This is a genomic window from Hymenobacter sp. DG25A, from assembly GCF_001280305.1.
Lineage (GTDB): Bacteria > Bacteroidota > Bacteroidia > Cytophagales > Hymenobacteraceae > Hymenobacter.
Window position 1 is genome coordinate 3,264,587 of sequence record NZ_CP012623.1, and the last position, 19,092, is coordinate 3,283,678.

16 protein-coding genes are annotated in these 19,092 nt (G+C 57.5%); 3 read left to right on the top strand and 13 right to left on the bottom strand.

Going from position 1 to position 19,092, the window contains the following annotated elements:
* The first annotated feature begins 345 nt into the window (after positions 1-345).
* Positions 346-1,059: a porin family protein gene (locus tag AM218_RS14000; protein ID WP_054414458.1), complete on the top strand. Its 714-nt coding sequence runs from the start codon at positions 346-348 to the stop codon at positions 1,057-1,059.
* A gap of 42 nt (positions 1,060-1,101) precedes the next feature.
* Here AM218_RS14000 and AM218_RS14005 read toward each other — a convergent pair whose 3' ends face one another.
* From AM218_RS14005 to pdhA, 13 genes are all read right to left on the bottom strand, one after another.
* A complete protein-coding gene (locus tag AM218_RS14005) occupies positions 1,102-2,943 on the bottom strand; it encodes a M61 family metallopeptidase (protein ID WP_082318247.1) in 1,842 nt (613 codons plus the stop codon).
* Positions 2,944-3,054: 111 nt separating this feature from the next.
* Positions 3,055-4,779, bottom strand: a complete 1,725-nt coding sequence (gene recJ / locus AM218_RS14010) for a single-stranded-DNA-specific exonuclease RecJ (protein WP_054414460.1) — start codon at positions 4,777-4,779, stop codon at positions 3,055-3,057.
* Between the two features lie 258 nt (positions 4,780-5,037).
* Complete coding sequence (locus tag AM218_RS14015) at positions 5,038-6,879, bottom strand: tetratricopeptide repeat protein (RefSeq protein ID WP_231717496.1); 1,842 nt, start codon at positions 6,877-6,879, stop codon at positions 5,038-5,040.
* Positions 6,880-7,042: 163 nt separating this feature from the next.
* Positions 7,043-9,169, bottom strand: coding sequence for a peptidylprolyl isomerase (locus AM218_RS14020; RefSeq protein ID WP_054414462.1), 2,127 nt, complete (start codon positions 9,167-9,169; stop codon positions 7,043-7,045).
* Positions 9,170-9,304: 135 nt separating this feature from the next.
* Positions 9,305-9,574: a hypothetical protein gene (locus AM218_RS14025; protein ID WP_054414463.1), complete on the bottom strand. Its 270-nt coding sequence runs from the start codon at positions 9,572-9,574 to the stop codon at positions 9,305-9,307.
* 3 nt (positions 9,575-9,577) lie between these two features.
* Positions 9,578-10,132: an LPS export ABC transporter periplasmic protein LptC gene (lptC, locus tag AM218_RS14030; RefSeq protein ID WP_071843800.1), complete on the bottom strand. Its 555-nt coding sequence runs from the start codon at positions 10,130-10,132 to the stop codon at positions 9,578-9,580.
* A 22-nt stretch (positions 10,133-10,154) separates the two neighbouring features.
* Positions 10,155-11,483, bottom strand: coding sequence for a BamG family beta-barrel-assembly machinery protein (bamG, locus tag AM218_RS14035; protein ID WP_054414464.1), 1,329 nt, complete (start codon positions 11,481-11,483; stop codon positions 10,155-10,157).
* Positions 11,473-12,213: a type III pantothenate kinase gene (locus AM218_RS14040; RefSeq protein ID WP_054414465.1), complete on the bottom strand. Its 741-nt coding sequence runs from the start codon at positions 12,211-12,213 to the stop codon at positions 11,473-11,475. Before AM218_RS14040 ends, bamG begins: the two co-directional genes overlap by 11 nt.
* Positions 12,214-12,267: 54 nt before the next feature.
* The gene (locus AM218_RS14045) at positions 12,268-13,758 is read right to left on the bottom strand and encodes a pseudouridine synthase (RefSeq protein ID WP_054414466.1); all 1,491 of its coding nucleotides are present in this window, start codon (positions 13,756-13,758) and stop codon (positions 12,268-12,270) included.
* A gap of 544 nt (positions 13,759-14,302) precedes the next feature.
* Complete coding sequence (locus AM218_RS14050; RefSeq protein ID WP_044510862.1) at positions 14,303-14,686, bottom strand: TraR/DksA family transcriptional regulator; 384 nt, start codon at positions 14,684-14,686, stop codon at positions 14,303-14,305.
* Between the two features lie 232 nt (positions 14,687-14,918).
* The gene (gene ribH / locus AM218_RS14055) at positions 14,919-15,395 is read right to left on the bottom strand and encodes a 6,7-dimethyl-8-ribityllumazine synthase (RefSeq protein ID WP_054414467.1); all 477 of its coding nucleotides are present in this window, start codon (positions 15,393-15,395) and stop codon (positions 14,919-14,921) included.
* An 87-nt stretch (positions 15,396-15,482) separates the two neighbouring features.
* Positions 15,483-16,262, bottom strand: a complete 780-nt coding sequence (locus AM218_RS14060; RefSeq protein WP_082318248.1) for a tetratricopeptide repeat protein — start codon at positions 16,260-16,262, stop codon at positions 15,483-15,485.
* Positions 16,263-16,314: 52 nt separating this feature from the next.
* Complete coding sequence (gene pdhA, locus AM218_RS14065) at positions 16,315-17,358, bottom strand: pyruvate dehydrogenase (acetyl-transferring) E1 component subunit alpha (RefSeq protein WP_054414468.1); 1,044 nt, start codon at positions 17,356-17,358, stop codon at positions 16,315-16,317.
* A 190-nt stretch (positions 17,359-17,548) separates the two neighbouring features.
* On the opposite strand from pdhA, the gene recF reads away from it, so the two are divergent.
* Positions 17,549-18,661 carry a DNA replication/repair protein RecF gene (gene recF, locus AM218_RS14070; RefSeq protein ID WP_054414469.1) on the top strand — a complete coding sequence of 371 codons (1,113 nt, stop codon included), beginning with the start codon at positions 17,549-17,551 and terminating at the stop codon, positions 18,659-18,661.
* A gap of 125 nt (positions 18,662-18,786) precedes the next feature.
* Positions 18,787-19,059, top strand: coding sequence for a DciA family protein (locus tag AM218_RS14075; protein WP_231717497.1), 273 nt, complete (start codon positions 18,787-18,789; stop codon positions 19,057-19,059).
* The last annotated feature ends 33 nt before the right edge of the window (positions 19,060-19,092 follow it).

Sequence of the window (19,092 nt, forward strand, 5' to 3'; positions counted from 1 at the left end):
GCGTGATAGTGGTCAATTCCCCCTGACAGCCTGGAGCGTATATTAACTAAGTAATTAGCAGTCATTTACATTATAATAATAGATACCTGGGTTGCCGAAAGACCCTGCATGGCGGGGTGTTTCGGAATAAAAACTACTCCAATGTAAAATCTATCATTCGGCCAATACCCGGTTTCTACGCTGCTTTAGCCGGGGTATCGGAAGCAGCAAACCCACAAAGAAACCAGCCTTTCCTTTTACACCTACCCGCACGCTTTCATAGCCCCGGCCTGATTTTTCTGCTTTCTCTGCCCACCCGTAGCGCAGGATTTCTATTGCTGTATCAAGCCCCTTTATAAACGGTATATGAAAAAGATCTTAACCTTTCTGCTTGTGCTGGGCGCGGCCACGGCGCAGGCCCAAGATCCGGCAGGTATGCGCCTGGGCGTGAAAGCCGGGGCCACTTACGCGAAGCTGGCCGGCAATGACGTGGAGCAGATAGCCGGCCCCAACTACAATACCAGCCAGGACCAACGCAAGCTGGGCTTTAACGCGGGATTGTTCCTTCAGATTCCGGTTTCGAGCGATGGGTTCTTCTCCGTGCAGCCCGAAGTGCTGCTCAACCGCCGCGGCTATCAGCTGGAAACGGAGCAGAAATCGGGCCTCGCCGAGGGCGTAGACAAATACTCCTTCGAGCAAACCCGGGTGCTGACTTATATTGACGTGCTGGTGCTGGGCAAGATCAACACCGGCGGCCTGTTCTTTGAGTTGGGGCCCCAGTTTGGTTACCTGGCCCGCTCCAGCTCCGATACAGAAATCACGACCAAGTATACCAACGGCCAGAAAGACCGGGTGGAGAAGAATACCGGCGACAGTAAATCGGACCTGGCCAGTGCCGACCTGGGCGCGGTGGCCGGCCTGGGCTACCAAACCGAAAGCGGCCTCAGCATTGGCCTGCGCTACAACCGCGGCTTTAACTCCCTGATTGACACCAAAGATATCGACAACGAGCCCAAGGCCTTCAACGACGCCTTTATGCTGCAGGTGGGCTACCTGCTACCCCTGAGTCTGGGCAAATAGGCGGCGCGCTGGCCTAGCTGCCTTTATATCCCGCCCCGGCAGCTAGGCGCGGGGGCGCAGTACCTGGTCGTGCAGGGCCCGCTGCGCCGGCGTTGGGGTGGATAGGGGCTCTACGAGGTTCTTCATCTCGGCTTCCAGCTCCTGCGGGGCAGCTTCTACCTGTTGCTGCGTACTGCCGCGGCGGTAGGTAATGCGCACTTTGCCGTCGGTGGCAGGCTCCACCAACGGCCGGAGGAGCTTCTCGGCATTCTCCATGGAAAGGGGCGTGCCATTCACCTGCAGAATCACGTCGTCGTTCTGCAGACCGAAGCCGTTGCGCTCGGCGCGGGTCTGGGCCACAATAAACTCCTGCTTGTCCTGGTCATACTTAAAGCCCAGCTCGCCGAAGGCCTTTACCAGCACGCGGGCTTTGGGGGCGTAGCGCCAGCCTATTTTTTCGAAGTACTCGCTGAGCGGCAGGGGCTGGCTGCCCTGCACGTAATCGGTGAAGAACTGGCGTACGTCGGGGTGCGTGAGGGCCACTATTTCGCCAATCAGCTGGTCGTCTTCAAAGGGGCGCTCGGGGCCGTACTTCTTTGCCAGCTGCAGCAGCACGTCGCGCAGCGTGAGGCGGCCCTGGGTGAGCTCCTGAATGCGGATATCGAGCAGAAAACCAATGAGCGTGCCTTTCTTGTAGACGTTCTCATACATGTCTTTGTAGGTGTTTTCCAGAATCTGGCGGCTCATTACGGTAAACGAAACGTCGCCGTACTTCTGGGCCTGCTCAATCTTGCTCTTCATTTCCTTGCGAAAATCCTCTTCCTGCGTGAGGCCGCCCTGCAGCTGCACCAGGTGCGCGAAGTACTCCGTTACGCCCTCGTACAGCCACAAATGCTGCGACATTTGGGGGTTGCGGAAATCGAACTCCCCTATCTCCCGGCTGTGCATGTTCAGCGGGGTCAGAATGTGCAGAAACTCGTGGGAGGCAACTTCCCGGATCATGGAGCGGGTGCGCTCGGCATCGGCAATTTCGGGCAGGAAATACACCGAAGAGTACGAGTGCTCCATGGCCCCAAACCCACCCTGCTTATTCACGACCGGCGAGGAAAACGCCGGGAAGTACATGATAAAGTGGTAAGCAGGTACGGGCATGCGGCCAAAGAATTTGGCCAGAGCCTCAGCCATGGGCTGCATGGCCTGCCGTACTTCCGCGGCTTTTACCAGGCCCGTTTCAGAGAAGACGGATACTGAAATGCGGGCGCCCCCGGTCATGAAACTGGCCGTATCGGGGCGGCTGTACATAATGGGCGCATCGGCCAGGCTCACGTAGCTGCTGGCCGTAAATACATCCTGGGTGGGCGAGGCGGGCTGCCGGGTAAGGGAGGTGGCGCCGTACAGCTCGGCGGGCTTTTCTATGGTTACCTGATAGGGCAGCATTTTGTAGCCTTCCAGATAGCCATACAGGCCGTAATGGTTGAGCACGAAGTTGCGGCCGGCATCAATGTTGGTGCCGCCGGGCTGGAAAATGAAGTTGCTATTGTCTTTCGAGTCCCAGGTGTCATCTACCAGGTACTCGATGCGGTCTAGGGTGCGGGCTTTGTCGATGATGTAGACGTTGTTGCCGTCGCGGCTGCTTTTCAGCTTACGGCCTTTGGCATCATAGGCCTGAAAACCCGTGATAAAACGGCCGTAGTCCTTCTTGGAGTAGGAGCCGGGCACCACACTGGGCATCACGTAGGTGGCTTTGCCCTCGCGCACAGGCGGAGTTTTCACCACAATCTTTATCCGGTCGTTTTCTACCTGTTGCAGGTTCACCCCAATCTGGTAGCCCGCCGGGGCTTGCTGGGCCTCTACCACCCCACTCAGGCTAAGCCCGAGGGCCAGCAATACGCATCCTTTTCTCATAGCAGCTAAACCAGTAAGCAAGCGCAGCTGAAGTGGCTGCACGGCCCGAAGTCATAGAAATATAACAGGAAAGACAGGAAGTCGATAGTTGGGTTGCCCGGCAGGAAGAGGCTATTCTTCCCAGCGCAAATCTTTCAGGCGCAGCTGCAGAGTTTTTACGCCGCGGTACTCGTTCAGCTCCACCGTATAGCACACGCTGAACGGGCGGCCCTGCTGGATCTGGGGCAGGAAGTCGCCCAGGCCAAAGCCAATGGCATCCACGCTGTGGTGGCCATCCTGCGTGAGCACAATTTTCAAATGCGAGGTCCCCACAATCCGCGCAGAGTCAGGCTGGGCGTGTACGCCGTGCGACACAAAGGTGGGATTGGCATTGCCGGGGCCGAAGGGCTCCATCTGGCAGAGCAGCTTGTAGAAGCTCATGGTGATGTCGCTCAGGTCCAGCTCACCATCAATTTCCACCGCCGGAATCAGCTGCTCATCCGTAATGCGCGCCGACACGACTTCCTCAAAGCGCCGCTGGAAAGCAGGCACGTTTTCTACCGGCAGCGTGAGGCCGGCCGCGTACATGTGCCCGCCAAACTGGTCCAGCAAATCGGCGCATTCCAGAATGGCCTGGTGCACATCAAACCCCATTACGGAGCGGGCCGAGCCGGTGGCTTTACCGTTGCTTTCGGTGAGGATGATGGTAGGCCGGTAATATTTATCGAGGCAGCGGGAAGCCACAATTCCGATGACGCCCTTGTGCCAGGTTTCGTTGTAGAGCACTGTGGAGCGGGCGTCGCGCATGCTGGCGTCGGCCTCAATCATGTCCAGAGCTTCCTTGGTGATGCGCGTATCGAAGCCGCGGCGGTCCTGGTTGGTTTTGTCTACCACGCTGGCCTTCTCAAAGGCGTCTTCCTTGCTCTGGGCCAGCAGCATAGAAACCGCGCGCTTGGCGTCGCCCATGCGGCCGGCCGCGTTAATGCGGGGCGAGAAGCCAAAGACCAGGCTGCTGATGTTGAGCTTGCTTTCCCGCAGCCCGGCCAGGTCCCGCAGAGCATCGAGGCCCGGGCGCTGGGGGTGCGCGGCGTCGTTGAGCAGGCGCAGGCCGTGGTAAGCCAGTGTGCGGTTCTCGCCGGTAATGGGCACGATATCCGCCGCAATACTCACCGACAATAAATCCAGCAGCTCGTGCAGCGGAGCTTCCTCCTGGCCCAGATGCTGACAGAAAGCCTGCATCAGCTTAAAGCCCACGCCACAGCCGGAAAGCTCCTTAAACGGATACGGGCAGTCGGCGCGCTTGGGGTCCAGCACGGCTATGGCCGCCGGCAGCTCATCACCGGGCAAGTGGTGGTCGCAAATGATGAAGTCGACGCCCTTGGTGTTGGCGTAGGCTATTTTATCCACGGCCTTCACGCCGCAGTCCAGCGCAATAATCAGGGCGTAGCCGTTGTCAGCGGCAAAGTCGATGCCGGCGTCCGAAATGCCGTAGCCTTCTTTGTAGCGGTCCGGAATGTAGTAGTCGATGCGCTCCGACCCGAAAAAGGCGTGCAAATAGGCATACACCACGGCCACGGAGGTAGTCCCGTCCACGTCGTAGTCGCCGAAAACCAGCACTTTCTCCCCGGCGTGCAGAGCGTGCTGCAGGCGGGTTACGGCGCGGTCCATGTCGCGCATCAGCAAGGGGTCTGGCAGCTCCTCCAGGGAGGGACGGAAATACGCGCGGGCTTCCTCAAAGGTGCATACGTCGCGCTGGCACAGCAGGGCCACAATGGAAGGATTGACGCGCAAGGCGTCGGCCAGGTGCCGGACCTTTTCAGGGTCGGGCGCAGGCTTCCGGATCCATCGTTTTTGCATAACTGGGGAGATGCTGCCCAACGGGCGCGCTATCTTCAAAAGTAAGAAGAAAACCGCAGCCCGCCGCCACGCCTAACCTAGCTAACGGCTCATTATTGCGTATTTTTGCGCTCCTTCTGCCTTGCTTTCAGCCACATGAAAAGACTGCGCACTTTTTACCAAAAGTATCGCCAATACATTCTCTCCGATGGGCTGATGTACCTGGGCTTCCTGCTGTCTCTGGCGCTGATGTTCCTGTTCTTCCGCTAAGCGAAGGGCCTACAAACTGTCGCCGCGCAGCTTGCGGAAGCGCTTGCGGGCCTCGGCGGTGTAAATGCTGCCCGGGTATTTGGCCAACACTTGGTTATACAGCTCCTGGGCTTTCTCCTTGTCGTTCAGGTTCTCTTCCTGAATGGTGGCCGCCAGAAACAGCGCGTCGTCGCTGAGCACGTCGTACTTGGGGTTGGCGGTGATGCGCGTGAGGGTTGTGATGGCCCCGGCGTAGTCGCCGGTGCGGCGCTGCAGCTGGGCTTTCAGGTACCAGGCTTCATCGGTGAGGGCGTGGCCGGGGTACTTCTGCACCAGCGCATCCAGGCTGCGCAGGGCTTCGGGTATTTTATTCTGGAACACCAGCAGCTCGGTGGCGGCGTATTCGCGCAGGGCTACCCCGGCGGTATCCATGGCGGTATTATCGGAGATGAGCAGGCTGAGCTGCATGGCATCGTTGGCAATTTCGCGGCTGGTGGCTTCCTTCAGAATATCCAGGTGGCTCTGGGCCAGCTTAAAGTCGCCGGCGAAATAGCTCAGGCGGGCGTTGCGCAGCTTGGCATCGTAGCCCAGCGGGGAGTCTTTGTGTGACTTCTCTACCTGAGAATACAACAGGGTGGCTTCCCAGGGCTCGCCGCGCAGCAGGTACAAATCGGCCAGGGTTATTTTGGCCTGGTCAATGGTTTCGGCGGTGGCGCGGGGCGAGGCAATGGCTTCTTCCAGCAGGGCCGCGGCTTTGGCTTTATCATCGAGCTGAAAAGCATACAGCTCGGCCATATTGCGCAGCACCTCGCCCCTATCGGGCGAGCCGGGGCCCAGCTCCGTCAGTAGCTGCTGGTACTCCGTGAGCAAGGCTTTGATTTTGGTGACATCAACGGGAAACGTATTGCGCACCTGGTCTTCGCGGGCCTGCAGCAGGCGCTGGCGGGCCGCCGTGTAGAGCGGGCCGTTGCGGTACTCGCGAATGATGTACTGGTAGCCCTCAATGGCCGTTTCGTAATCTTTGTTTTGCTGGGCAATATCGGCCAGGTCCATCACGCGGCTGCCTTCGCTGCGGGCCAGCCGGTCGAGGGCGCGGGCCTGCACCAGCGCGCCGGTAAAGTCTTTGCGCTGCACGAACAGCCAGAGCAGCAGCTCGCTGTACACGCTTTGCTCGGGGTGCTGCTGCACGTTGGTCAGCAGGATCTTCTGCAGGGCATCGAAGTCCTTTTCCTCGCGCAGGCTGTTCTGCAGCATGTTGCGCACAAAGGGCAGCTGGCGCTCATTCTGCTGCAGCAGGTGCAGGGTTTCGGCCAGCATCTGCTCGGTGCGCGGCAGCCGGGTATACAGCTGAATCAGCTGGGGCGCATACTCGGTATCGTTCTGGGCCAACTCCCGGCCGCGCAGGTATGTTTTCTCGGCCCACTCCAGCTGGTTGCGCTCCTGAAAATTGTAGGCCACGGCCAATACCTGCTCGGGCTTAAGCGACGCTATTACCCGCTCGTACTGTTTGGTGGCTTCCGCGGTGTTGCCGCTGGTTTCATACACCCGCCCGAGCATCAGGCCTACCAAGGGGTCGTTGGGGCGCTTTCGCTGGGCTTTTTTGGCCAGTTTCTCGGCTTCCTTAAACTGCTTCAGCTCCTGCAGGGTGCGCAGGTATTCGGGAAGAATATTGGGAGATACCTGCGCATCAGCGGACAGCTGACTGAACAGCACCTCGGCCTTGGCAAAGTCGCCCTTGCGCACGTATTCGCGCGCCAAAGCGGCCTCCCCTACTACCTCCTGGGCCAGCGCCGGCGCCGTAGCCAGCCCCCCGCAAACCACTGCCAACGCCAGCATCCGGCGCCAGCCGCTATGGATAAACCTGTTACGCATATAGCAAAGACGAAAAGGAGCCGAACCGGCTGCCACAAAGCACAAACCACCGTCAGGCAATTTTCATTGCATAAGGAGCATAAACTACCGGCTAATACGGACACAAAAAAGGGCCGCACCTCAAGGTACGGCCCTTTTGCTCGGGAAAGCAACGCGGCGCGGCTTAGAAGAAGCGCGGGCGGTTGTCTTTGATATCCGCTTTGTTTTTGATGGCTTCGTAGATGGCACCATCCATCCGCGAGGTACGCTGCACCAACAGCTGACGCTTAATGGCGTTGATATCGGCGGGGGTATTGGCGCGGTCCATTTTGTTGAGCTGCACAATCAGCACGCCCTGCTCACCCTGAATGGGAGCCGACTTCTGACCGGGGTTCAGACCGAAGGCCGTGCCAACGGCTACGGGCTCATTACCGATGCCGGGAATCATGCCGGCGCCCATGGCAATGTTATCGGCTTTGTTTACCTGAGCACCGGAGCCATACGCGGCCGCAATCTGCTCCAGCGAACCGGATTTACCCTGCAGCTTAGCGATGATCTGCTTTGCTTTCTCCTCGTTGCGCACCAGAGCCGTCAGCTCGGGCTTTACGCTGGCCAGGTCAACGGTGCCTTTTTCACGGGTGCCGGTGAGTACTGCTACTACGTACTGGTCACCGATTTCGAAAACGTCAGACACGTCCCCGATTTCGGTTTGCTTGCCGTCGTTGTAATAAGCCCAGCGCACCAGTTCGCGGGCGCCCTGCAGGTTGTTCACCGCTTGGGCACCTTTGTCGAGGCCTTTGGCTTCCTGCTTCTGCAGGGTCTTGTCGGCGGCTACGGCCGCGCGGAAAGATTCCAGGTCCGTGGCTTTGCCTTTCAGCTCTTGGGCGCGGGCATACGCTGCTTCGCGGGTAGCATCGGAAGGCGTAATGGTTTTTTGCACGGCCGCCACCTGATAGGTTTGCGTGGTTTTAGGAGCCGTTACTTTAATGATGTGGTAGCCGAAGGAGGTTTCTACAGGGTTGGGCAGCAAGCCCGCCGAAGAAGCCGCGAATACGGCGTTTTCGAACTCGGGCACCATACGACCCTTCGTGAACCAGCCCAGGTCGCCGCCGGTAGCGGTGGTACCGTCTGTACCGTACTGACGAGCCATGGCCGCGAAATCAGCCCCGCCTTTGATTTTAGCGAGTATTTCCTTGGCTTTGGCCAGCGCAGCCGCTTTAGCAGCCGGAGTAGCGTCAGCGGGCTTGATGAGGATGTGGCTGGCGCGGGCGGCAGGCTGTGCACCGGCTTTCGTGCCGGTTACTTTGAACAGGCTGTACGTGCCGTTCTCCGCGTAAGGGCCATACACTTTACCGGGCGTGAGCGGCAGGTTCTGACGCAGCTTCTCGGGCAGATCAGCCGGCGACAGGTAAGCACCGTTGTAAGGGTACTCGGGGTCGGTATTCAGCTTCACGAACAGCGAGTCGTTGGGGGCAGTAGCAAACTGCTGGGCCAGCTGGTCGATGGTGGTTTTAATGGAAGTGCTGTCTTCCGTAGAAGCCGAAACCGGAATGGTCACGTACTCAATGGAGCGGCTTTCTTCCGATTTGTACTGGCTCTTGTGCTTGTCCAGGTACGCCTGCAGCTGGTCATCGGTCACTTTCACGGCCGAGTCGGAGATGGAGAAGTAGGGTACCAGCAGGTAGCTGATGCTGGCGCGGGCGTTGTTGTCCTCGGCAAAGCGCTTGGCCTCCGCCGACGTGACGTAGGTAGAGAGCTTAATGAGGTTGTTGTATTTGTTGCCCAGGCGCTCAGGTCCCAGGTTGGCTTCGAAGTTATACCAGGCATCCTGCGCCTGGGGGGGCAGCTTGTCCAGGTTGCGCAGGTAGCTCAGCACCCGGTTGCGGTCAAACTGGCCGGTCTTAGGATCGGTGAAAGCCTGCTTGATGCTGGGGTGAATGTTCTTGCCCTGCACCATGTCGGTCAGCTCTTCGTCTGAAACCTTCAGGCCAAGGGCGTCGAACTCCTTCTGGAAGGCCAGACGGTAGAGAATCTTGTTCCAGGCCTGCTCCCGCAGGTAGCCCATCGTGTTTTCGTCGGGCTGCCGCTGGTTCTGGGCAATAAAGGCCTGTTTGGTGTCCTCCAGTACGCGCTGGTACTCATCATATTCCACTTTCTCGCCCGCAATTTCGCCTACGACGTTTTCATTACGGTTGAAAAGACGGTTTTTGCCCCCAATAAGGTCGCCACCGACAATAAAGAGCAGCATCCCGATGGCAACGGTGCCGACTGCCCAGCCCGATTTTTCCCGAATCGTTTTAATTAATGCCATTTAGTTGAAAAAAGCGCGGTAAGAAAAGTAGAATGAGGCGCAAAATAACCAGAATCCCCCGGACATTCAAAGCTAATACTCAGGCCCCCAGACAAAGTGCGGGTGCCGCAGCGTGTAGCGGTTGCTATGGGAGGGTTATTTACGAGCCCGCGGACGTGCCGCCGGAGTTTTGCGGGCCTTTTTTGCGGGCGTTTCCGGGGTAGCAGGAGGCACCGGCTTGGACTTCATACCTAGCAAGCGGTAGAGTAGCAGGCAGCCAAAGGAGAGCATAAACAGCTCGTAATTATCCTTTATGGCGTCTTTATCGTTCTGCTCGATGGTTTGATAGGTGGCAATAACGAACATCACCAGTGCTACTGAAAAGAGCACGGTACGGAACAAGGACTTATCGAAGCGGAATTCCATGGTTTATTCAGCCGCCGGGGGCTCTACAGTGAAAATACCGGCGGGCTTCAGGATTTTATAGCGCGAAAACTCCTGATTAGCGGTCAGGCCGGTGCCGGTGAGGATTTCAGTCAGGGTTTCTACCCGCACAAACTTGTCGGTGTAAATCGTTCCCTTCTGCTTGTTATAGAACAACTCTTCGGTGCTCAGCTTTTGATGCTTCTCGGCGTTGTTCACCCGCACATTGCCGCGCACGATATACAGGTTGCTGTTGCGGTCGAACTTGCCATAGTTACCACTGAGCGTGTTCACTACCTGCTTATCCTTCCCAAAAAACACGACCTGCATGCCCTTGGGGAATACCTGGTCGCCGTTTTCGAACTGCTGTTGCACGGGGGCCGTGAGCTTAATCTGCAGCTTGGCAGAGTCGCTGAACAGGATGGTGACGTGCTGGCTTTCCAGCAACGGTCCCTTATAAACCACCGGCTTCACACTAACCGTCGATTTTGACTCGCAGGCGGTGCCCAGCGCTGCCAGCAGCAACCCACTCCAAAGCCAATGCCTGCCGTGGCTGCTCATGCTGTCAGAATAGAGTGGCCGGTTATTCTACGCGGCGCTTGATAAACCAACGGTTATTGAGCGTAAAGCCCAGCTGAGCGCGCACATAGTCTTCCTGAATGTTGCCTTTGGGGAAAGCCGTGCTTACGTCGGTATTGCCGCGCATGCCGTAGGTGAAGGAGAGATTTACAGCCGCAGCGTCCAGGGCCGTGGCCGAAGGCACCGGCAGGGTAAAGCCCCAGCTGACGGACCGGTCGTAGAGGGTTTGCCCGGCTGGCCGGTATGGCATGGAGGCCACGCTCAGGCCCACCCGGTAGGTTACCCGCTTAAAGTAGCTGTCGACGGATGTTGGATCAGGAGTCAGCTCGCCACCGGCCGCTACCCGGAAGGTATTATCCAGGGGGGTAGTATTAGTACCCCGGAAGCCACGGTAGTCCGACCACTTGGTCTGGCTGGCATCAGCCGCCACGGTCCAGTTCTTGTTATTATCGAAGGAGATTCCGCCCTGAATGGTAGAGGGAAGCGTAGCCGCCCCCGTCTGATCATTCTGCACCGGCGTCCGCTCCAACAGGGTGCCATCTATCCGCTCGCGGTCCAGCACCACTGAGTTAGTACCATCCAGCTTAGAGCCGAAGGTGTAGGTACCACCCACATTCAGATTCAGGTTGCTGTTGAGCGCCGTCCGATAATGAGAGCCTACCCGGAAGTTGAAGTCCGAATAATACGTGTGCTCCCCTACCACGGCAGTAGTGGTAGACGCGCTGATAGACGAGGTATCCGTAAGCAGGGTGGCTTTGGTTTTCTGGTCAATGGCCCCGAAGATATAGGATGCCGTAACTCCTACCGTAAGGCCCTTTGCCACTTTCACGCCCTGCGCAATGTAGGCCTGGCTCAGGCTGCCCGTGCCCTCATACTGCTTCAGCGAGCGGGCATTAGGGTCTCCCTCAACCTTATCAATGGTTTTTGCCTCGAAGTCAACTACGCTATACGGCCGAAGACCCAGTGAAGCCGCCCACCGGCTAGACAGCGGCACGGCCAATACCATATAGCCCAGCGTTGCACTCCCGTCTTTCTGCGAGGCCACGTTGTTCTTCACCGTTTTGTACTGACCATTCAGACCCAGCTCAAAGGTGGTGCGCGTGGTATAGAACAGCATAGCGGGGTTCTGGTCGTTCACGTGGGACCCATTAGGAGCAGCCAGGCCGGCGCCTCCCATGCCCTGCTGACGAATGCCGCCGGTATTGGGCACTTCATCGCCCAGCCCCAAACGGGAATAGGGAGAGTTACCGAGACCTTGTCCCTGGCTGCGTGGAGCGGCCAGCGCACTGAGTACTACCAAGCCAACGAAGCCGGCGAATTTCTTACTTGACATTATGCACCAGAATTCGGTGAAGCCCGAGCAGAACCAACTCGGGAATTGCAAAGATGCGTCCTTTCAGCCGCGGTTCAAAGAAAGGCCCGTCGCCACCGGTCAGAACGGCCGCCAGATGCGGGCTTTGATGCCGGTACGCGGCCAGTATTCCATTTATTTCGGCCACCATGCCATTCACCACGCCACTGCGAATGGCCGACTGCGTATCGGTGCCGGTAAGCGGCACCGCTTCTGCCAGCGAGGGTGCCGTTACCAACGGCAGCCGTCCCGTGAAAGTATGCAGGGCCTGAAACCGCAGCTGCAGCCCCGGCGCAATACTCCCCCCCCGAAACGTGTGGCCGCCTTCCACCCAATCCGCTTTCAGCGCTGTTCCCGCATCGAGAATAAGCGCGTCCTGCCGGGGGAAAAGGGTGGCGGCTCCCACGGCCGCGGCTAAACGGTCAGCCCCCAGCGTGTGGGGCGTGGCGTAAGCATTTTGGAGAGGGATGGGAGTAGCGGCGGGAGCAAAAGGCAGCACCGTTCCACGAACGTAGGGCTTCAGTTCCTTCACCCACTCCTCTACCGGGCGAGCCGAAACCGTGGCAATAATAGCATGATCCGGACGCAGGCGGGAAACCATTTCCACTACCTGTTCCGGGAGCAGCCCGGCCTCCTGTTGCACCAACTCACCCTCCACAAAATAGCCCAGCTTTGCCGCTGTGTTACCAATGTCGAGGGTGAGTAAGTGCATAGAAGGCAGAAGATGTTGCCAAGAGGAGTCGGCAACCCGGTACAGGGTTGCTTTCTACATGAAATATTTCAGGCGGATAACCTCTTTCTCCGACAGGAAACGCCACTTGCCGCGGGGCAGGTCCTTCTTCGTCAGGCCAGCGTACTGCACGCGGTCCAGGGTTACCACATCATACCCCAGGTGTTCGAAAATGCGGCGCACAATTCGGTTACGACCAATGTGAATCTCAACCCCCACAAAATGCGGGTTGCCCGCCACTACGGCCACGTCATCCACCTCGGCCTTGCCGTCTTCCAGCTCCACCCCGGCCGTAATCAGCTTCAGGTGCTCCTCCGTCAGGGGCTTATCCAGCTCTACCTGATAGATTTTCTTGTTTTTGTGCGAGGGGTGCGAGAGTTTCTGCGCCACTTCGCCATCGTTGGTGAATAGCAGCAGGCCCGTGGTATTGCGGTCCAGGCGGCCTACCGGGAAAATACGCTCTTTCGAGGCGCTGGCCACCAGCTCCATTACCGTCCGGCGACCTTCGGGGTCTTCCGTGGTAGTGATGAAGTCCTTGGGCTTATTCAGCAGCACATACACCAGCTTTTCCCGGTTCAGATTGGTTTTGCCGTACTGTACCGTATCGGTGGGTTTCACCTTGTAGCCCAGTTCGGTAATTACCTCACCGTTTACCTTAATTTCGCCCGCTACAATCAGCGAGTCGGCCTCGCGGCGGGAGCAGATACCGGCGTTGGCGATGTAGCGGTTCAGGCGGATTTCGTCGGAGTTGACTTCCTCTTCCTCGCGGCGGCGCTTGTTGCCCCGGTTTTTATCGTCTTCGTAAAACTTGAGGTTCTTGTACTCTGGGGCTTCGCCAGCAACTTCGCCGTACTTCAGCTTGCCCGCGCGGTTAGAAGGAACATCCCGGCCGGCGCGCTTATCAGCTCCGGCTGGGCGTGCGTCGCGCTTTTCGAAAGGCCGCTCGCTTCTTTCGCCATACGGGCGTGCTTCGCGCTTGTCGCCGTACGAAGGACGGTCTTTGCCGGCATCACCGTATGGGCGCGCCTCACGCTTGTCCCCGTAAGGCCGGACTTCCCGCTTGTCGCCATATGGGCGCGCCTGCGGCCGGTCGCCGTAAGCCGGGCGGCTGCCACTCTCATTTCGGTCGCCATAAGGGCGGCTTCCGCTGTCTTTGCGGTCTGAGGATGGACGGCTGCCAAAGGCGGGCCGCTCCCCAAAGCTGCGGGGGCCGGCACCACCTTCGCGGCGGTCAGGCGCACTACGAGGCCGCTCCCGCTCAAACGTGCCTTCATCCGGACGACCCCGAAAATCAAAGGGACGGGCAGGACGGATTTCACGGTCCGGACCCAGGTCCGCGCCACGCTCCGGAGCCCGATATTCGTCGTTATCGAAAGCCTTTTGTGGGGCCGCAGCCGGTGCCGGGTTGGGGCCTACTTTATTGAATTTGCGGTTCCGCTCGCCCCGGTCGCCGCGGGGAACGGCGGGCTTATCCTCGTGCCGGTATGGCTGGCCGGCCCAGGTACCTTTAGGCTCAAAGGGTTTCACCGGGCGCTCATCCCGATAGCCGGAATTGGTTTCGCGGCGGTCATCATAGGAACGGCGCGGGGCATCCCGGTCGAAGTCGCGCTTGGGCGCAAACTTCTTGTCGCCGTAGCCACCAGCACCACCAAATTTCTTGGGGCCACCGTAGCTGCCCTGCCCACCCTGGGGCGGACGGCCAAAGGCCGGGCGGGAGCTGAAGTCACCGCCCCGGGGGCTGAGTTGCCACCAAAGCGGCGCTCATTACCAGCGCCGCCTTCTGAGCGGCGGGGGGAGGAGAAGTTGCGGGAGTTGTCGGAGCCTCTGGAAGGACCGGAAGGGCGGCTGCCCGTGCGGCCCCGGCTGCCGGGAGTGTCGTCGGAGAAATGTTTCTTGCCCATAAGTGCAGGCTTGCGTGCCGTATCGCTACGGTACCGATTCAAAAAGGGTACTAAAAAAATCAGGTTTTCGAAGAAACGAAAACTCGGAGAAAACAGTGCCCGGACCAGCGGCGCAGCCCCAAGTGGGCAGCCGGCCGATAGTCCGGGCAAGTAAGTATGAGCGGCAGAAATTAGTCGCGCCGAGCCATTTTGGCTTCAATGGAATGCTGGGTGTGCGGTACGGCCCGCAAGCGCTCCTTGGGAATGAGCTTGCCCGTGCCGATGCACACGCCATAAGTGCCGTTTTTGATGCGCACCAGCGCATTTTCCAACTGCTGGATGAATTTCATCTGCCGGGCGCCCAACTGGTTCAGGCTTTCCTTTTCAGCGGTATCAGCACCATCTTCCAACACTTTGGAGGAAGAAGCGGTGTTGTCCGTACCCGAATCGTTCTTGCGGCTCAGTGTTTCTTTGATGAAAGCTACTTCCTTGCGGGCAGCGGTGAGTTTGTCTTGAATAATCGCCTCAAACTCGGCCAGTTCTTCCCTGGAATAGCGTAGGGTTTCTTCACTCATGGGAACAGGGAATTGATTATAAGTGGGTTAGCAAAATACCGGATAGTCTGACTAGAGCTAGATATGACTTAACAGCAGGCGTTTCAATTTAGTTTGAAGTTGAAGCGTATGCAAGCGTCATCTCGGCCTTTCTTAACCGACCCCGGTTTTAATACGGCCGCAAAGCTACGCTTTTGTTGGGAACAGCCAGCTTTTTGCCCTGGCTTTGGCTTCGCTTTCCCTGCTTAACTGCTTAGAAGCCTAGCATATGAATGGCGGCCACGGCACCTTCCACTCCTTTGTTGCCGTGCTTGCCGCCCGCCCGGTCCCAGGCCTGCTCCAGAGTATTGGTGGTCACCAGACCAAAAATGACGGGCTTGTTGAACTTCAGCCCTACCAGAGTGATGCCCTGGGCAACGGCATTATTGATATAGTCGTCGTGCTTGGTTTCGCCCTGAATAACCACACCCAGACATATAACGGCATCAATCTCCTCGTGCTGGGCCAGCAACTGGGCACCCAAGGTCAGCTCGAAGCTTCCGGGTACGGTGTTGCGGTAGATATTCTCCGCTTTGGCACCATGCTTCAAAAGGGTATCGTAAGCGCCCTGGCTGAGCACGTCGGTTATCTCGCGGTTCCACTCGGCTACTACCAGCCCAAATTTCTTCTCGCTGATGTCAATAAAGTGGTCGGAAGTATAGTCGCTGAGGTTTTTGAGGGAAGTGGCCATGCGGGCTTGTTCGTCTGGTCTGAATCGTAAACTAAAACTGCGCCCCTCCTCACGGAAGAGCGCAGCTTCTAATGCCTTTTTTGGGGCTTATTTGCCGCCGGCCAGGCCCTGGGCGCGGGCTTTGTACTGTTTGGCCTCGTTGGCTTCGGCAGCGGCCGGATAATCGGTCAGAATCTTATCATATACCGCTACGGCTCCGGCATAGTCCTTTGCCAGCTCCAGGGCGGCAGCCTCTTTCAGCAGATAGCTCGGCGAGAAGTATTCGTTGGCTTTGTAGTCGGCCGCCTTCTCATACAGGTCAGCGGCTTCCTTGGTTTTGCCCAGCTCCAGGTTAGCGTCACCCTGCAATGCATAGGCGCGGGCTTGCACCAGCTCGTCATCGGAGCTGAAGTCCTGCAGATAATCAATAGCCTGCTGGAATTTGCCTTCTTTCAAAGAGGCGGCGCCGGCGTAAAAGTTTGCCAGGTTGCCGGCTTTGGTGCTGCCGTACTCGGAAGCTACTGCTTCCAGACCTTCGTACTGACCGTCGCCTTTCATGGCTTTCTTCACGGAATCAGCTTCCCAGTAATTAACAGCCTGAAAAAGAGCAGCTTGCGCTTTCTCATCCTGCTTATTACGCCAAGTATACCAGCCAAAAGCCCCTACTACTGCCAGAATCACCACGGTTAGAATGCCGAGCAGGAGATTCTTGTTGCTGCGCACGAAATCTTCCGAGCCTGCCAGGCGGGCAGCCAGGGCATCCGGATCTTCAAACAGCGGGTGCTCCGGATTGAGGGCTTCCGGATTAGGCTGCGTGGGGTCTGCAGGCTCCTGGTTTACCTGGCTGCGGTTCAGCGGACTGTTCCGCGTGTAGGGAATCTTTGACATTACTTGATTTCAGAAAAGCGGCCGTGAAGCCGGTTAGTACTCCGCTCGGTAATTAGTCGCGGATATAAGGATAGTCCTGCTGTACATACACGTCCTTGAACAGCTCATCGGCGGTGGGGTACGGGGAGTTCTCAGCAAACTCTACCGACTCCTGAACCTGCGCTTTGATCTTTTCATCAATAGCGGCCAGTTCTTCTTCGGTCGCCATGTTGTTGGTAAGGATGGTGTGGCGTACCGACTCGATGGTGTCGCGGGAGCGGTAGTCCTCCAGCTCTTCCTTGGTGCGGTACTTGGCGGGGTCACTCATGGAGTGGCCCTTGTAGCGGTAGGTTTTGAACTCCAGGAACGTGGGGCCTTCGCCGGCACGGGCGCGCTCCGCGGCGCGGGCCACGGCGTTGTGCACGTCTTCCACGCTCATGGCATTCACCGGCTCCGAAGGCATGTCGTAGGCTTCGCCTATGGTATACAGCTCCGTGACGTTAGAAGTACGCTGCACGGATGTACCCATGGCGTAGCCGTTGTTCTCTACTACAAAGATAACCGGCAGCTTCCACAGCATGGCCATGTTAAAGGCTTCGTGCAGGGCACCCTGGCGCACGGCACCATCACCCATGTAGCAGATGCAGAGGTTGCCGGTCTTGTTGTATTTCTCAGCGAAGCCAATGCCGGCACCCATCGGAACCTGCGCGCCTACAATGCCGTGGCCGCCCACAAAATTCACGTTCTTATCGAACATGTGCATAGAGCCGCCTTTGCCTTTGGAGCAACCGGTAGCTTTCGCAAACAGCTCGGCCATGATGGCATTAGGCGAGGTGCCCAGCGCCAGGGGATGCGCGTGGTCACGGTAAGCCGTAATCCACTTATCACCCTTGGTCAGGGCTGATACCGCCCCGGCAACGCACGCTTCCTGACCAATGTAGAGGTGGCAGAAGCCCTTTATCTTTTGCTGGCCGTATAGCTGGCCAGCTTTCTCTTCAAACTTGCGCATGAGCATCATTTGCTCATACCACTGCATATAAGTCTCCTTCGGAAACTGTGGCTTGTCCGTAGTGGTAGCTCTCGGAGCCGCAGCATGCGGATCACCAGCCGGTGGCATAACCGGATCAGGTTGTTTTACCGTATCCGGGGTTACCTTCTTGTCTTTACCTGCAGCTTTCGGAGCCGACGATTTTTTCGCCGAATTGGAAGCCTTTGGGGTAGCCTTTACTTTCGTCTCCGCCATCTTGCTTTCGGTTGTTCGCGTTTGGGATGCGAAAGTACGTAAAAGGATTGCAATTCCGAACCGAATGATACTGGATAGTCTATACCTATTATTCTTCAAAAACTACGATGAAGCCTCGCTCCGGCTGTCTCCGCATATCAACTGTTTCGTGGGAGACAATGGTAGTGGCAAGACTAATCTGCTGGATGCTATCCATTATCTGTGTTTGACGAAAAGTGCCTTTACCTCCTCCGATGCCCAGAGCATTAAGCAGGGAGAGGAGTTCTTTGTAGTGAAGGGGCGGTTTCGCACCCCTCCTGCGGATACCTTGGAAACCATACAATGCAGTTTGCGCGCCGGCCAGAAGAAAGCCCTGACGCACGACAAGCAACCCTACGAACGGATATCAGACCACATAGGAAAATACCCGGTGGTCCTGATTTCTCCTTACGACACGGACTTGATTCGGCAGGGTAGTGAGGAGCGACGCAAGTTTTTCGACAGCTTTATTTCGCAGCTGGACCACGCTTATCTGGAGTTGCTGATCCGCTACTCCCACTTGCTCAAGCAACGTAACTCTTTGCTCAAACTGGCCGCCGAGCGCCAGAGCGGTTATGACCGGGACTACCTGCTGGTGCTGGACGAACAGCTGGCCCCCCTTGGCGAGCAACTTACTCAGCAACGACTACAGTTCCTGGCGGAGTTCACCCCTATTTTTCAGCGGCACTACGAGCAACTGGCCGATGGCCGGGAGCAAGTGACCCTGGAATATAAAAGCCAGCTCAGCGACGCTGACTTTGGTAAGCTCCTTCGCTTAAATGAGCGCAAGGACCTGATCCTCCAGCGCACCACCATCGGCCCTCACAAGGACGACTTTGTCTTTCTGATGGATGGTATGCCCGTGAAGAGCTACGGCTCCCAGGGTCAGCAAAAGTCTTACGCCATTGCATTAAAGCTGGCCCAGTTTGAAATGGCTGCGGCCCGCAAAGGCCACAAACCCCTGCTGCTGTTGGATGATATTTTTGACCGCCTGGATGAGCGGCGCATTACCCGACTATTGCAGCTGGTAGCTGACCACACCTTCGGCCAGGTTTTCTTGACCGATACTCACCTGGAGCGCACCGACCGGATTCTGGCTTCGCTCTCGGAACAGGTGAGTCGGTTTTTGGTGGAGCGTGGTACTGTCCGTGCTTTATAAAGTTAGAAGGCCTTCATTCTCCCCTATCTTTGCTGTTCAGCTTCTCAGCGTAATTCCGCGCGTTAAAATACCACTTCACTTTGAAAAAGCATAATTCGAACCCAAATTCTCGTCAGGGGGATATTGTGCCTTTGAAGGACGGTATTACGGCATTGCTTAAGGCTTACCGGTTGCAGGGCAAATTGAATGAGGTAACCGTAGTAGCCAGTTGGGAGCGGGTAATGGGCAAGGCGGTGGCTATGAAAACCCAACAGGTATATGTGAGCAACGGCAAACTGTTTGTGCGCCTGAGCTCGGCCCCTCTCAAGCATGAGCTGGTGATGGCTAAGACCCGGGTGCTGGATATTATCAATGCCGAAGTGGGTGAGCAGGTTATTTCAGAAGTCATCTTCTTATAGCCGTTTCGGCTACCCGGCTTTTTTCTACTTTAT